14 protein-coding genes are annotated in these 14326 nt (G+C 73.6%); 9 read left to right on the forward strand and 5 right to left on the reverse strand.

Features of this window, described 5'->3' with window-relative positions:
• Positions 1-54: 54 nt before the first annotated feature.
• Complete coding sequence (locus tag AB0F03_RS13570; RefSeq protein ID WP_361990186.1) at positions 55-1602, reverse strand: protein kinase; 1548 nt, start codon at positions 1600-1602, stop codon at positions 55-57.
• Positions 1603-1836: 234 nt separating this feature from the next.
• Here AB0F03_RS13570 and AB0F03_RS13575 point away from each other — a divergent pair, with 234 nt between their 5' ends.
• The 5 genes from AB0F03_RS13575 (at position 1837) to rbsD (ending at position 7739) form a co-directional block, all read left to right on the forward strand.
• Positions 1837-2892 (forward strand): LacI family DNA-binding transcriptional regulator, encoded by a 1056-nt coding sequence (locus AB0F03_RS13575; protein ID WP_361990189.1) that lies wholly within the window; start codon positions 1837-1839, stop codon positions 2890-2892.
• Positions 2889-4427 (forward strand): sugar ABC transporter ATP-binding protein, encoded by a 1539-nt coding sequence (locus AB0F03_RS13580; RefSeq protein ID WP_361990192.1) that lies wholly within the window; start codon positions 2889-2891, stop codon positions 4425-4427. Before AB0F03_RS13575 ends, AB0F03_RS13580 begins: the two co-directional genes overlap by 4 nt.
• Positions 4417-6366, forward strand: coding sequence for a substrate-binding domain-containing protein (locus AB0F03_RS13585; protein WP_361990195.1), 1950 nt, complete (start codon positions 4417-4419; stop codon positions 6364-6366). The genes AB0F03_RS13580 and AB0F03_RS13585 overlap by 11 nt, the downstream gene beginning before the upstream one ends.
• 84 nt (positions 6367-6450) lie before the next feature.
• Complete coding sequence (locus AB0F03_RS13590; RefSeq protein ID WP_361990198.1) at positions 6451-7353, forward strand: ribokinase; 903 nt, start codon at positions 6451-6453, stop codon at positions 7351-7353.
• Positions 7350-7739, forward strand: a complete 390-nt coding sequence (rbsD, locus tag AB0F03_RS13595) for a D-ribose pyranase (RefSeq protein ID WP_361990200.1) — start codon at positions 7350-7352, stop codon at positions 7737-7739. The genes AB0F03_RS13590 and rbsD overlap by 4 nt, the downstream gene beginning before the upstream one ends.
• A 24-nt stretch (positions 7740-7763) precedes the next feature.
• Here the strand turns inward: rbsD and AB0F03_RS13600 are convergent, their stop codons facing one another.
• On the reverse strand, positions 7764-7925 hold the full coding sequence (locus tag AB0F03_RS13600; protein ID WP_361990202.1) for a hypothetical protein: 162 nt from the start codon (positions 7923-7925) through the stop codon (positions 7764-7766).
• A gap of 47 nt (positions 7926-7972) precedes the next feature.
• Between AB0F03_RS13600 and AB0F03_RS13605 the strand changes: the two genes are divergently transcribed.
• Positions 7973-8083, forward strand: coding sequence for a DUF397 domain-containing protein (locus AB0F03_RS13605; protein WP_361990205.1), 111 nt, complete (start codon positions 7973-7975; stop codon positions 8081-8083).
• 178 nt (positions 8084-8261) lie between these two features.
• Here the strand turns inward: AB0F03_RS13605 and AB0F03_RS13610 are convergent, their stop codons facing one another.
• The 3 genes from AB0F03_RS13610 to AB0F03_RS13620 are packed head-to-tail and all read right to left on the reverse strand — an operon-like array spanning position 8262 to position 11397.
• Positions 8262-9059, reverse strand: coding sequence for a sugar phosphate isomerase/epimerase family protein (locus tag AB0F03_RS13610; protein WP_361990827.1), 798 nt, complete (start codon positions 9057-9059; stop codon positions 8262-8264).
• Between the two features lie 38 nt (positions 9060-9097).
• Complete coding sequence (locus AB0F03_RS13615) at positions 9098-10249, reverse strand: dihydrodipicolinate synthase family protein (RefSeq protein WP_361990207.1); 1152 nt, start codon at positions 10247-10249, stop codon at positions 9098-9100.
• The gene (locus AB0F03_RS13620) at positions 10246-11397 is read right to left on the reverse strand and encodes a Gfo/Idh/MocA family oxidoreductase (RefSeq protein ID WP_361990210.1); all 1152 of its coding nucleotides are present in this window, start codon (positions 11395-11397) and stop codon (positions 10246-10248) included. Before AB0F03_RS13620 ends, AB0F03_RS13615 begins: the two co-directional genes overlap by 4 nt.
• A 248-nt stretch (positions 11398-11645) precedes the next feature.
• Between AB0F03_RS13620 and AB0F03_RS13625 the strand changes: the two genes are divergently transcribed.
• The 3 genes from AB0F03_RS13625 (at position 11646) to AB0F03_RS13635 (ending at position 14289) form a co-directional block, all read left to right on the forward strand.
• Positions 11646-12695 (forward strand): LacI family DNA-binding transcriptional regulator, encoded by a 1050-nt coding sequence (locus tag AB0F03_RS13625; RefSeq protein ID WP_361990830.1) that lies wholly within the window; start codon positions 11646-11648, stop codon positions 12693-12695.
• Positions 12696-12809: 114 nt separating this feature from the next.
• Complete coding sequence (locus AB0F03_RS13630; RefSeq protein WP_361990212.1) at positions 12810-13412, forward strand: dihydrofolate reductase family protein; 603 nt, start codon at positions 12810-12812, stop codon at positions 13410-13412.
• A gap of 76 nt (positions 13413-13488) precedes the next feature.
• Positions 13489-14289 carry a sugar phosphate isomerase/epimerase family protein gene (locus AB0F03_RS13635; RefSeq protein WP_361990833.1) on the forward strand — a complete coding sequence of 267 codons (801 nt, stop codon included), beginning with the start codon at positions 13489-13491 and terminating at the stop codon, positions 14287-14289.
• The last annotated feature ends 37 nt before the right edge of the window (positions 14290-14326 follow it).

Genomic DNA, 14326 nt, shown 5'->3' on the forward strand with positions numbered 1-14326 from the left:
CACGGGGCGCTGAACGCCCGCGGTGGACTCCTAGCCAGTAGGGGGTGTCCATCCTCACTTCTTCTTCCGGAGCTTCTTCTCAGCTTCCTTCTGGGCCTTCTGCTCGGCCTTCTCCTGTGCCTTCTCGGCTTCGCCTGGCTTGCCTGCTTTTCCAGACTTGCCGGCTTTCCCGGACTTCCCGGCTTTCCCGGACTTCCCGGCCTTGCCGGAGTGCCCGTTCACGGGCTTCGCCCCGGCCCCCGCCCACGTCGTCCTGGCGGACGTCCCCGTGAACCGGCTGTCCCGTGGGGCACCGGCCGGGGAGTGCGCGGGCGGGGCCGGCGTGCCGGGTGCGGTCGTGCCGGTGTTCGGCTTCCGGCTCGGGGTGACGGCGGCAGGGGCCGCGCTCCGTTCGAGCGCGGCGTCGCGGAGCCGTACGGCGGAGGTGTCCCGGGTGGGGGACGGCGGAGCCGTGGGCCCCGGCTCGCTCCCGGCGGGGGACGCGTCCGGGTGCTCGGCCCGCGCGGAAGGGGTACCGGCGGCCCGGGTCGTTCCGGCACCGCTTCCCTGATGTGAGAAACCGTCGGAGACGGTGAACGCGGCGGCCGTGACAGCGGCGAGCGCGGCCACTGCGCCGGTCACCGCCCTCCGCCCCCGTGCGGGCGCGGCGCCCTTCCGGCCGGACGTGTCCTCGGCGTGCGGCGGCGGATGCGGGTGTGTGACGTCGGCCCTCGCCGGTGCCTCACTGGGCACCATGCTCGTGACGTCGGCCGGGACCGTGACGGACCGCGAGTCGGCGGTGCCGGCGAGGGCGGTCAGTGGCCCGGCGCAGTCGCGTGCCGACGGCCGCGTCCCCTCCTCGAGCGCGGTCATGTCCCGCAGCAGGGCGGCCAGTTCGGCCGGCAGGAAGCCGGGCAGCTCGGGCGCGCGGTGGAGTCGCGCGATCGCGGCCTCCAGGGGGCCACCGTCGTACTCGAGTCGGCCGGTGAGGCATTCGAGGAGGACCAGCCCGAGGGCGTAGACGTCGGCGGGCGGGCCGACGGGGCGGCCGAGCACCTGCTCGGGGGACAGGTAGGCGGCGGTGCCTATGAGGGTGCCGGTGGCGGTGCGGGTGGTGGAGTCGAGCAGCCGGGAGATGCCGAAATCGGTCAGGTGGGGCTGACCGGACGCGTCCAGGAGGATGTTCGAGGGCTTCACGTCGCGGTGGACGACCCCTGCCTCGTGGGCGTGGGACAGGGCCAGGGCGAGGTCGGCACCGAGCGCGGCGGTCTCGGCGGGGGCCAGGGGGCCCGCGGCGATGCGCTTCTTCAGGGTGGGACCTTCGACCAGCTGCATGACCAGGTAGGCGCGGCCGTTGTGCCGTCCGGCGTCGTAGACGGTGACCAGCCCGGGATGGTGCAGCCGGGCCAGGATCACCGCCTCGTTGTCGAGGCGGTCCTCCATGTCGATGTCGGCGTCGGTACGGAAGACCTTGACCGCCACCGGCCGCTTCAGCCGCAGGTCGTAGCCCCGGTGGACGTCGCCCGCGCCACCCGAACCGATGACCGCATCCAGACGGTACCGGCCGCCCAGCACCTCCGTGGCGCACCGGGACAGCGCCAGGGCCGGCCGGCTGAGCCTCATGTCGTCTCCCTCTGTGTCGCGTGCTGGGGCGGGCGTCCTCACCGGGAGGGCGCCGAGCACGCGTACCCAGGGCGGGCCGGTGTACCCATGTGACGATCCTCCCGCACTTTCGGCCGGTCTCGTCACGATTGGGTTTCGGCCATCCCCACCCCTCTTGCCTCCTGCCCGTGTAATCGATTCCAATGCTTCTCACACAGTCGTGTAAACGATTCCACAAGGAGGTGGAGGCGGCTCATGGCGAGCATCAAGGACGTCGCCGCCGCGGCCGGGGTGTCCGTGGCCACGGTGTCGCGGGTGCTGAACGCGCACCCGTCGGTCAGTGCGGACGCGCGGACGCGGGTGCTGGCCGCCGTCGACGCCCTCGGGTACCGGCCCAACGCGGTCGCCCGGTCGTTGCGCACCGACCAGACCCACACCCTCGGGCTGGTGATCAGCGACGTGCTGAACCCCTACTTCACCGAGCTGGCCCGCTCCGTCGAGGAGGAGGCCCGCGCGCTCGGCTACAGCGTGATCATCGGCAACGCCGACGAGCGGCCCGAGTTGCAGGACCACCACGTGCGCAACCTGCTGGACCGGCGCATCGACGGGCTGCTCGTGTCGCCGACCGACGGGGGGTCGCCGCTGATGCTGGACGCCGTCCGCGCGGGGACCCCGATGGTGTTCGTCGACCGGTGGATCCCGGGCGTGGACGTACCCGTCGTACGGGCCGACGGGCGGGCGGCCGTACGGGATCTCGTGGCGCATCTGTACGGGCTCGGGCACCGCCGGCTCGCGATCATCGCGGGGCCGGCGGCCACCACCACCGGCAGCGAGCGGGTCGAGGCCTTCCGGGCCGCCCTCGCCGAGTACGGGGTTCCGCTCCCGGACGCCTACATAGGCCAGGGCGACTTCCAGGCGGAGAGCGGGCGGCGGGTGACCGACCGGTTCCTGGATCTCCCGCAGCCGCCCGAGGTCGTCTTCGCGGCCGACAACCTGATGGCGCTCGGCGCGCTGGACGCCGTACGCGCGCGTGGGCTGCGCGTACCGGACGACATCGCGCTGGCCGCGTTCGACGACATCCCGTGGTTCGTGCACACCGATCCGCCGGTGACCGCGATCGCCCAGCCGACCGGCGAGCTGGGGCGTGCCGCCGTACGCGCGCTGGCCGACCGGATCGAGGGGCGCGCCCCGCGGTCCGTCACCCTGCCCGCCCGGCTCGTCGTGCGCCGCTCGTGCGGTGCGCCGGCCCGGCCCCCACAGTCCCCCTCCCCAGTGCGAAGGAGCACGTCAGTGCAGAGGAGCACGTCGTGAGCGACCCGGACGAGTTGCTGCGCATCGAGGGCATACGCAAGACCTTCCCCGGCGTGGTCGCGCTCGACGGCGTCGACTTCGATCTGCGCCGGGGTGAGGTCCATGTGCTGCTCGGTGAGAACGGCGCAGGCAAGAGCACTCTCATCAAGATGCTCTCCGGTGCCTACACGCCCGACGCGGGCCGCATCCACGTCGGCGGCCGTCAGGTGCGCATCCAGGGCGCCCAGGACGCCGAGAAGCTCGGGATCGCCACCATCTACCAGGAGTTCAACCTGGTCCCGGACCTGACCGTGGCCGAGAACATCTTCCTGGGACGGCAGCCGCGCCGCTTCGGGATGATCGACCGCAAGCGGATGGAGGCCCGGGCCGGCGAGCTGCTGGAGCGGGTGGGCGTCGACGTCTCGCCCCGCGCGCGGGTGCGGGACCTCGGTATCGCGCGGCTCCAGATGGTCGAGATCGCCAAGGCGCTCAGCGTCGACGCGCGCGTGCTCATCATGGACGAGCCGACCGCCGTGCTCACCTCCGAGGAGGTGGAGAAGCTGTTCGCCATCGTGCGCTCGCTGCGCGCGGACGGCGTCGGCGTCGTGTTCATCACCCACCACCTGGAGGAGATCGCCGCCCTGGGGGACCGGGTCACCGTCATCCGGGACGGCAGGAGCGTCGGGCAGGTGCCCGCCTCCACGGCCGAGGACGAACTCGTCCGGCTGATGGTGGGGCGGTCCATCGAGCAGCAGTATCCGCGGGAACGGCCGGAGCGGGGCGCCCCGTTGCTGTCCGTGGAGGGGCTCACCCGGGACGGGGTCTTCCACGACGTGAGCTTCGAGGTGCACGCCGGCGAGGTCGTCGGGGTCGCGGGGCTCGTGGGCGCCGGGCGGACGGAGGTCGTGCGCGCCGTGTTCGGCGCCGACCCGTACGACCGCGGCGTGGTGCGCGTGTCGGGCGGGCCGCTCAGGCGGCACGACGTGAACGCGGCGATGGCGGCCGGGATCGGGCTCGTGCCGGAGGACCGCAAGGGCCAGGGGCTGGTGCTGGACGCCTCCGTCGAGGAGAACCTCGGGCTGGTGACGCTGCGCTCCGCGACGCGCGCCGGACTGGTGGACCGCAAGGCGCAGCACGCGGCGGCCGGGCGGATCGCCGGGCAACTGGGCGTGCGGATGGCCGGGCTCGGGCAGCAGGTGCGGACCCTGTCCGGCGGCAACCAGCAGAAGGTCGTCATCGGCAAGTGGCTGCTGGCCGACACCCGGGTGCTGATCCTCGACGAGCCGACGCGCGGTATCGACGTCGGCGCGAAGGTCGAGATCTACCAGCTGATCAACGAACTGACGGCCGCCGGGGCCGCCGTCCTGATGATCTCCAGTGATCTGCCGGAGGTGCTCGGGATGAGCGACCGGGTGCTGGTCATGGCCCAGGGCCGGATCGCCGGTGAACTCGCGGCCGGCGAGGCCACCCAGGACGCCGTCATGGCGCTCGCCGTCTCCACCCCCACTCCCACCCCCACCCCCGAGACCGAGAAGGAGGCCCCCCGTGGCCACTGACACGCTCAGAAGCACGACGGGCGCGAGCAGCGCCCCGGGCGGCCTGCGCCGGCTGCTCCTCGACAACGGCGCGCTCACCGCGCTGATCGTCCTCGTCGTCGCCCTGTCGGCGCTGTCCGGCGACTTCCTGACGACGGACAACCTGCTGAATATCGGTGTCCAGGCGGCCGTGACGGCGATCCTCGCCTTCGGTGTGACCTTCGTGATCGTCTCGGCGGGCATCGACCTCTCCGTCGGCTCGGTGGCCGCGCTGTCGGCGACCGTGCTGGCCTGGAGCGCGACGCAGCACGGCGTGCCGGTGGTCCTCGCGGTCGTCCTCGCCGTCGCCACCGGCGTCGCCGCCGGGCTGGTGAACGGTTTCCTCATCGCCTACGGCAAGCTGCCGCCGTTCATCGCGACGCTGGCCATGCTGTCGGTGGGCCGCGGTCTCGCCCTGGTGATCTCGCAGGGCTCCCCCATCACCTTCCCCGGCTCGGTGTCCCACCTCGGTGACACCCTCGGCGGCTGGCTGCCGGTGCCGGTACTGGTCATGGTGGTAATGGGGCTGATCGCCGCGCTGGTCCTCGGGCGGACGTACATCGGCCGGTCGATGTACGCGATCGGCGGCAACGAGGAGGCCGCGCGGCTGTCGGGGCTGCGGGTGCGGCGGCAGAAGCTCGCGATCTACGCCCTGTCCGGGGTGTTCGCCGCGGTCGCCGGTGTCGTGCTGGCCTCCCGGCTGTCCTCGGCGCAGCCGCAGGCCGCCGACGGCTACGAGCTGGACGCCATCGCGGCCGTCGTCATCGGCGGCGCCTCCCTGGCGGGCGGCACCGGCAAGGCGTCCGGCACGCTGATCGGCGCGCTGATCCTCGCGGTGCTGCGCAACGGCCTGAACCTGCTGTCGGTGTCGGCGTTCTGGCAGCAGGTCGTGATCGGTGTCGTGATCGCGCTGGCGGTGCTGCTGGACACCCTGCGCCGCAAGGCGGGGGCGACCCCGGTGGCGGCCGGCACGGGCGGGCCGAAGGGCAGGCAGGCGGCGACGTACGGGCTCGCGGCCGTGGTGACGGTGGCGGTGGTCGGCGCGACCTCCTTCCTGCACGGCGGCTCCTCGTCCTCGACGGCGCCGAGGATGGGCCTGTCCCTGTCGACGCTCAACAACCCCTTCTTCGTGCAGATCCGGGCGGGCGCCCAGGCCGAGGCGAAGAAGCTGGGCGTCGACCTCACCGTCACCGACGCCCAGAACGACGCCTCCCAGCAGGCCAACCAGGTGCAGAACTTCACCAGTTCGCGGCTGGGGGCGGTCATCGTCAACCCGGTGGACTCGGACGCGGCCGGCAACTCGGTCAAGGCCGCCGACCGGGCCGGGATCCCGGTGATCGCCGTCGACCGGGGCGTCAACAAGGCGTCCGTCGACGCCCTGGTGGCCTCCGACAACGTCGCCGGCGGTGAGCTGGCCGCCAAGACGATCGCCGGGAAGCTCGGCGGCAGGGGCCGGATCGTGATCCTCCAGGGCCAGGCGGGCACCTCCGCGGCCCGGGAGCGCGCGCAGGGCTTCGCCAACGGCCTCAAGGCCTACCCCGGCATCAAGGTACTGGCCCAGCAGCCCGCCGACTTCGACCGCACCAAGGGCCTGGACGTGATGTCGAACCTGCTCCAGGCCCACCCCGACGTGCAGGGCGTCGTCGCCGCGAACGACGAGATGGCCCTCGGCGCGATCAAGGCACTCGGCTCCAGGGCGGGCCGGTCCGTGCAGGTCGTCGGCTTCGACGGCACCCCGGACGGGCTGACCGCGGTCAAGGACGGCACGCTGTACGCGTCGGTCGCGCAGCAGCCGGCCCAGTTGGGGCGGACCGCCGTGGACAACGCGCTGAAGGCGGTCCGGGGCAAGAAGGTGGAACCGATGGTGAAGGTGCCGGTGAAGGTGGTCACGAAGGACAACGTGGCCGGCTTCGGCGGCTGACACGGACGCGGGGGCGGACGGCCGTGCCGGGCGAGGAGCCCGCGCGGCCGTCCGTCCTACAGCCATTCACAGGGGAGTCAACAGATGTACGACTACGACCTCCTGGTCGTGGGATCGGCCAACGCCGACCTGGTGATCGGTGTCGAGCGGCGGCCGGCCGCCGGCGAGACGGTGCTCGGCGGCGACCTCGCCGTCCACCCGGGCGGCAAGGGCGCCAACCAGGCGGTCGCCGCCGCCCGGCTCGGCGCCGCCACCGCCCTGCTGGCGCGGGTCGGTGACGACGGGCACGGCCGGCTGCTGCTCGACTCCCTGCTCACGGCCGGGGTCGACACGGTGGGTGTCCTGGTGGGCGGTGCCCCGACGGGCGTCGCGCTCATCACCGTGGACCCCTCCGGGGACAACAGCATCGTGGTGTCGCCGGGCGCCAACTCCCGGCTCACACCCGGCGACATTCGGGCGGCCACGAGTCTCTTCCACGCGTCCCGGGTGGTGTCGGCGCAGCTGGAGATCCCGCTGGAGACGGTCGTGGAGGTGGTCCGCGCCCTGGCGCCGGGCAGCCGCTTCGTGCTGAACCCCTCTCCCCCGCGTGAGCTGCCCGCGGAGGTGCTGACGGCCTGCGATCCGCTGATCGTCAACGAGCACGAGGCGCGGGTGGTCCTCGGCGACGCCTGTGTGAGCGAGGACCCCGCGGACTGGGCCCGGCTGCTGCTGGCCAAGGGCCCGCGCTCGGTGGTGGTGACGCTGGGCGCGGCCGGGGCGCTGGTGTGCGACCGCTCCGGGGTGACGCGGGTGCCGTCGGTGCGGGTGGCGGCGGTGGACACGACCGGCGCGGGTGACGCCTTCACCGCGGCCCTGGCCTGGAAGCTCGGCACGGGTGCCGCACTGGCCGAGGCCGCGGCCTACGCGGCCCGGGTCGGCGCGGCGGCCGTGACACGGCGGGGCGCGCAGCAGTCGTACCCCACGGCGGCGGAGGCCGAGGCGCTGTGAAGAAGGCCGGGATCCTCAACCGGCAGCTGTCCGGCGCCCTCGCCGAGCTGGGGCACGGGGACGGGGTGCTGGTCTGCGACGCGGGCATGCCCATCCCGCCCGGACCCCGGGTGGTGGACCTCGCCTTCCGCGCCGGAGTGCCGTCGTTCGCGGAGGTGCTGGACGGCCTGCTGGCCGAGCTGGTGGTGGAGGGCGCGACGGCGGCGGCGGAGGTACGGGCGGCCAACCCGGCGGCGACGGCACTGCTGGAGTCCCGCCTCCCCGGCCTGGCCCTGGTCCCGCACGAGCGGCTGAAGGAGCTGTCGGCGGGGGCCCGCCTCGTGGTCCGCACCGGCGAGGCCCGGCCGTACGCCAACGTGCTGCTGCGCTGCGGGGTGTTCTTCTGAGGGGTTCCCTCCGCACCCCGCCGCTCAGTCCGTCCGGCCCAGGCGGGCGCCCCTGCTCTCCGCGACCCGCTTGACGTCGCGCAGGGACTCGCTGAGCCGCCGGGCCAGCTGGTCCAGCTCCTCACCGGTCAGCCGGTGGCCGGTGAGGAGTTCGGCCGCGTGAAGGACTCGGCGCCGGTGGCCCACGTCGAAGGCAAGGAGAGTGCCTCCAAGTCGCCCGTGGTCACGCCGCCGTGCCCGTCCGCGACAGCAAGGCGGGGCCCGCCGGTCCGGCGGTGCTCTTCTCCTCGGACGGCCGGGCGTGCTTCGTGACCGCCGTGAAGCGGGGGCGGTTCCAGGTCTGACGTCTCGAGGGGCTTGCCCGGTCCGTGGACCCGGCAAGCCCCTCGGCTCTCCCCTCCCCCATCAGCACTCCCTGCCCCCCCGGGTCCCCCGTCGGGAGTGCTGATGCCATGTACGACACGCTCCGGGGCGAGAGGGTTGCACGGTGTCCGAGGAAAATCCCGCGCGTCCCGGCGGGCCTCAGCCGACGTGGGTGACGAACCGGGCCGCCGTCTCGGCCAGCACCTCCCGGCCGTCCCGGGCCCACAGGCCGTCGTTGAAGAGTTCGACCTCGATCGGACCGGTGTAGCCGGCGGCCTCCACGTGGCCCAGCCACTCGCGCAGGTCGATCGCGCCGTCGCCGAGCTGGCCGCGGCCGTTGAGGACGCCTTCGGGCAGGGGGGTGGTCCAGTCGGCGAGCTGGAAGGCGTGGAGGCGGCCCGCCGCGCCCGCGCGGGCGATCTGCGCGGGGGCCCGGTCGTCCCACCAGACGTGGTACGTGTCCACGGTCACGCCGACCTGGTGGGCGGGGAAGCGTTCGGCGAGGTCGAGGGCCTGGGCGAGGGTGGAGACGACGCAGCGGTCGGCGGCGTACATGGGGTGCAGGGGCTCGATCGCGAGGCGTACGCCGTGGTCCTCGGCGTAGGGGCCGAGTTCGGCCAGGGCGTCGGCGATCCGCTCCCGGGCGCCGTGCAGGTCCCTGGAGGCGGCCGGGAGGCCGCCGCAGACCAGCACGAGCGTGCGGGTGCCGAGGGTGGCGGCCTCCTCGACCGCCCTGCGGTTGTCGGCCAGGGCCGCCGCGCGGGCCGCCGGATCGGTCGCGGTGAGGAAGCCGCCCCGGCACAGGGTCGTCACCGTCAGACCCGTGTCGCGCACCAGCCCGGCCGTCGCCTCGACGCCGTACGCCTGGACGGGTTCGCGCCACAGGCCCACCTGGGTGATGCCCGACTCGGCGCAGGCGGCGGCCAGTTCGGGCAGAGACAGCTGCTTCACGGTCATCTGGTTGATCGAGAAGCGGTCCAGGCCGTTCGTCGTGCTCACTGGTTCACCCCGTACAGGGAGAGGAGGGTCTTCATGCGCTCCTCGGCGAGCCCCGGGTCGGGGAACAGGCCGAGTCCGTCGGCGAGTTCGTAGGCGCGGGCGAGGTGCGGGAGGGAGCGGGCCGACTGGAGGCCGCCGACCATCGTGAAGTGGGACTGGTGGCCCGCGAGCCAGGCGAGGAGGACGACGCCCGTCTTGTAGTAGCGGGTGGGGGGCTGGAAGAGGTGCCGGGACAGCTCGACCGTGGGGTCGAGGAGCGCGCGGAAGCCGGTCGCGTCCCCCGTGTCCAGTACCCGTACGGCCCGCGCGGCCAGCGGGCCCAGCGGGTCGAAGACGCCCAGCAGGGCGTGGCTGAAGCCCTGGCCGTCGCCCGCGATCAGCTCGGGGTAGTGGAAGTCGTCGCCGGTGTAGCAGCGCACCCCGTGCGGCAGCCTGCGCCGCAGGTCCGTCTCGCGTCGCGCGTCGAGCAGGGAGACCTTGACGCCGTCGACCTTGTCGGGGTGGGCCGCGATCACCGCCAGGAAGATGTCGGTGGCCGCGTCGAGGTCCGCCGCGCCCCAGTAGCCCTCCAGCGCCGGGTCGAACATCGGGCCCAGCCAGTGCAGGACGACCGGCTCGGCACACTGGCGCAGGAGGTGGCCGTAGACCTCCAGGTAGTCCTCGGGGCCGGTGGCGGTCGCGGCCAGCGCCCTGGACGCCATGAGGATGACCTGGGCGCCCGCGTCCTCGACCACGGCGAGCTGTTCCTCGTAGGCCGCGCGGATGCCGGCGAGGGAGCCGCCGGTGATCTGGTCGGTGCCGGCTCCGCAGGCGATGCGGCCGCCGACCGCCTTCGCCTCCGCCGCCGACCGGCGGATCAGCTCGGCGGCGCCCGCCCAGTCCAGGCCCATGCCGCGCTGGGCGGTGTCCATGGCCTCGGCGACACCGAGGCCGTGGGACCACAGGTGGCGGCGGAAGGCGAGGGTGGCGTCCCAGTCGACGGCGGCGGGCGCGTCGGGCGAGACGTCGGCGTACGGGTCGGCGACGACGTGGGCCGCGGAGAAGACCGTACGGGAGGTGAAGGGGGCGCCGGGGGTGACGTCCAGGGGTTCGGTGCGCGGCTCGTACGTCCGCAGCCGTCCCCCGGCGCCGGGGAGCCGGACGGTCACAGGGAGACCTCCGGCACCTCGATGCGGCGGCCCTCGGCGGACGACTTCAGGCCCAGTTCGGCGAGCTGGACGCCGCGGGCGCCGGCCAGGAGGTCCCAGCGGTAGGGGGCGTCGGCGTAGACGTGCTTGAGGAACAGCTCCCACTGGGCCTTGAAGCCGTTGTCGAACCCGGTGTTGTCGGGGACCTCCTGCCACTGGTCGCGGAAGACCTCGGTGGCGGGGATGTCGGGGTTCCAGACGGGCTTGGGGGTGGCGCTGCGGTGCTGCGCGCGGCAGGTGCGCAGGCCGGCCACGGCCGAGCCCTCGGTGCCGTCGACCTGGAACTCGACCAGTTCGTCGCGGTGGACGCGCACCGCCCAGGAGGAGTTGATCTGGGCGACGGCTCCTCCCTCCAGTTCGAAGACGCCGTAGGCGGCGTCGTCGGCGGTCGCGTCGTACGGCTTGCCCTGTTCGTCCCAGCGCTGCGGGATGTGGGTGGTGGCCAGGGCCTGGACGGACCTCACCCGGCCGAACAGCTCGTGCAGGACGTACTCCCAGTGCGGGAACATGTCGACGACGATGCCGCCGCCGTCCTCGGCCCGGTAGTTCCAGGAGGGGCGCTGGGCCGGCTGCCAGTCGCCCTCGAAGACCCAGTAGCCGAACTCGCCTCGGACGGAGAGGACGCGGCCGAAGAAGCCGCCGTCGACGAGCCGCTTCAGTTTCCGCAGGCCCGGCAGGAAGAGCTTGTCCTGGACGACGCCGTGCCGGACGCCCCGGGCGTGGGCGAGACGGGCGAGTGCGAGGGCGCCGTCCAGGCCGGTGGCGGTCGGCTTCTCGGTGTACACGTGTTTGCCGGCGGCGATCGCCTTCCCGAGGGCTTCCTCGCGGGCGGAGGTGACCTGGGAGTCGAAGTAGATGTCGACGGACGGGTCGGCGAGGACGGCGCCGAGGTCGGTGGCGACCTCGGTGAGGCCGTGCCGGCCGGCGATCTCCCTCAGGGCGTGCTCGCGGCGGCCGAGCAGGATCGGCTCGGGCCAGAGCACGGTGCCGTCGCCGAGGTCGAGGCCGCCCTGTTCGCGCAGGGCGAGGATCGACCGGACGAGGTGCTGGCGGTAGCCCATGCGCCCGGTCACGCCGTTCATGGCGATACGCACCGTCTTGCGTGTCACGTCAGTCCCCTCCGTGGGCGCCGCGCGCCCCGATCAGTCCGGCAAGCACGTGCCCCTACCCGTGCAGCAAGCGCTTTCTATACAGAGAAGCTAGTCCCTGGACGTGGTCCGTACAAGACCGTGTCCGCTTCGAGTCGTTCGAGGGGGCGAACAATCGGGGCCCTTGGCCTTAGGGTCTGCTCGGAACCAGGACATCCGCCTGGATGTCTACGAGGGCGTACGACGACATGCGCGACCGGAGGACGACGATGACGGTGACCCTGGCGGACGTGGCAGCCCGCGCCCAGGTCTCCCCAGCGACGGTGTCGCGCGTGCTCAACGGCAACTACCCGGTGGCCGCCTCCACGCGCGAACGGGTGCTGCGGGCCGTGGACGAGCTGGACTACGTCCTCAACGGGCCCGCCAGCGCGCTCGCCGCGGCCACCTCCGACCTGGTCGGCATCCTCGTCAACGACATCGCCGACCCCTTCTTCGGGATCATGGCCGGCGCGATCCAGGCCGAGATCGGCGGGCCCGGCGGGCGGGCCGGCGGCGAACGGCTCGCGGTCGTCTGCAACACGGGCGGCTCCCCGGAACGCGAACTGACCTACCTGACCCTGCTCCAGCGGCAGCGGGCCGCGGCCGTCGTACTGACCGGCGGAGCCGTGGAGAAGGCGCCGCACGCGGCGGCGGTCGCGGCGAAACTGCGGAAGCTGACGGACGCCGGTACCCGGGTCGTGCTGTGCGGGCGCCCGCCCGCGGCCGACGCCAACGCCATCGCGCTCACCTTCGACAACCGGGGCGGCGCCCGCGCGCTGACCGACCACCTCGTCGGCCTCGGCCATCGCCGGCTCGGCTACATCGCCGGCCCCCAGGAGCGCACCACCACCCGGCACCGCCTGGAGGGCCACCGCGCGGCCCTGACGGCGGCCGGCGTCGAGGACGACCCGCGCCGGACGGTGTACGGCCGCTACGACCGCCGGTCCGGGTACGAGGCCACGCTGGAGCTGCTGCGCCGCGACCCCTCCCTGACGGCCGTCGTGGCCGCGAACGACTCCGTCGCCCTCGGCGCCTGCGCCGCCCTGCGCGACTCCGGTCTGCGCATCCCCGGGGACGTCTCGGTCGCCGGCTTCGACGACCTGCCGTTCAGCGTCGACACGCTGCCCTCACTGACCACGGTCCGGCTGCCGCTGGCGGAGGCGGGGGCCCGGGCGGGCCGCATCGCGATGGGCCGCGAGGAACCACCGCCCGGCGGGATCGCCTCCGTACGGGGCGAGTTGATGGTGCGGGGGTCCACGGGGGTGCCGCGCACGTCGTGAGCGCGGTGGGCCTCTCGGCCCGCGGCGCGGTGACCGGCCGTCCGGCGATGAGTTTTGCGGAATCCATCGGTCTGCACTGATGTACGGACCGGAAAACAGGAACGGGAGCACCCCATGCGTGTCGTCGTCACCGAGTTCATCAGCCTCGACGGAGTCGTGCAGGCCCCCGGCGGGCCCCAGGAGGACACCGACGGAGGGTTCGCGCACGGCGGCTGGTCGCACCCGTTCTTCGACCCGGAGGTCCTCGGCGGGACCTTCGCCGCGGGCCTGGAGAAGGCCGAGGCGCTGCTGTACGGGCGGCGGACCTACCTGACGATGGCCGCCGCCTGGCCGGAGCGGGCCGGGGACCCCTTCGCCGACCGGCTTAACTCCCTGCGCAAGTACGTCGTGTCGGACACTCTCGGGGACGCGGACCTGACCTGGGACAACACGGTGCGCGTGCCGGGTGCGCGGGCACTGGACCAGGTGCGGGAACTGCGGGCCGCCGACGGCGGGGACGTGGCGATGATGGGCAGCCCGACGCTGGTGCGGGCGCTGATCGCCGCGGACCTGGTGGACGAGTTGCAGCTCGTGGTGATGCCCGTGATGCTCGGCGGCGGCAAGACGGTCTTCCCGGCGGACGGGGCGCTGCGGACCTGGGAGCTGGTGTCGTCGGTCACCGCGAAGACCGGCGCCCAGATCAACGTGTTCCGGCCGGTGCGGGGGCCGCGGGGCTGAACGGTCCGGGCGGTTCCGGCGTTGCCGTGCTCGTGCGGGGCATGAGCCCGGCGACTGGGGGGTACGTTCCGTGACCATGAAGCTGGCGTTCTCCACTCTCGGTGTCCCCGGTATGCCCGTCCCGGAGGTCCTGGCGCTCGCGAGCGCCCACGGCTATCACGGGGTCGAACTGCGCGCCCACCCCGAGGAGCCGGTGCATCCGGGCCTCCCCCCGGCCGGCCGCTCCGAGATCGCGGCGCAGTTCCGGGGCGCCGGGATCGAGGTGCTGGGGATCGCCGGGTACGCCCGGGTGGCGGCCCCCGGCGACGACGCGCCCGTACTGGAGGAGATCCGCGGACTGCTCCGGCTGGCCCATGACCTCGGCGCGCCCTACGTCCGCGTCCTGCCCGGCGCCGACCCGGAGCGGCCCACCGAGGAGTCCGACGCGATCGCCGCCCGGCGGCTCGGCACCGCCGCGGAGGATGCCGCCGCGCTCGGCGTCCGCATCCTGCTGGAGACCCACGACTCGCACCCCACCGGCGCCGACGCGATCCGGATCATCGGCCCGGTCGGCCACCGGCAGGTGGGCGCGGTGTGGGACGTGATGCACACCTGGCTGGGCGGTGAACAGCCCGCCGAGACGTACGCGGCCCTCGCCCCGCACCTGGGGTACGTGCAGGTGAAGGACATCGTCTCGGCCGAGGACACCACCCCGCTGCCGCTCGGCGCGGGCGTGCTGCCGCTCACCGAGTGCGTCGACGTCCTGACCCGGCAGGGCTGGGACGGCTGGCTGTGCTGGGAGTACGAGAAGCGCTGGTACGAGGACGCCGCCCCGTTGGCCGGACTGCTGGACGCGGGCCGCGACCACCTGGCGCGGCTGCTGGGCGAGGCGGCGTAGAGCACGCCCCGGGCGCGGGCCGGGGCGTTCCGGGGGC

The organism is Streptomyces sp. NPDC028722, assembly GCF_040637655.1.
Classification (GTDB): Bacteria; Actinomycetota; Actinomycetes; order Streptomycetales; family Streptomycetaceae; genus Streptomyces.

Coding starts and splice junctions, on each gene's coding strand:
- AB0F03_RS13625 (WP_361990830.1), top strand. CDS start 11,646: ATGACGGTGACCCTGGCGGACGTGGCAGCCCGCGCCCAGGTCTCCCCA.
- AB0F03_RS13610 (WP_361990827.1), bottom strand. CDS start 9,059: ATGACCGTGAAGCAGCTGTCTCTGCCCGAACTGGCCGCCGCCTGCGCC.
- AB0F03_RS13630 (WP_361990212.1), top strand. CDS start 12,810: ATGCGTGTCGTCGTCACCGAGTTCATCAGCCTCGACGGAGTCGTGCAG.
- AB0F03_RS13635 (WP_361990833.1), top strand. CDS start 13,489: ATGAAGCTGGCGTTCTCCACTCTCGGTGTCCCCGGTATGCCCGTCCCG.
- AB0F03_RS13590 (WP_361990198.1), top strand. CDS start 6,451: ATGTACGACTACGACCTCCTGGTCGTGGGATCGGCCAACGCCGACCTG.
- AB0F03_RS13575 (WP_361990189.1), top strand. CDS start 1,837: ATGGCGAGCATCAAGGACGTCGCCGCCGCGGCCGGGGTGTCCGTGGCC.
- AB0F03_RS13570 (WP_361990186.1), bottom strand. CDS start 1,602: ATGAGGCTCAGCCGGCCGGCCCTGGCGCTGTCCCGGTGCGCCACGGAG.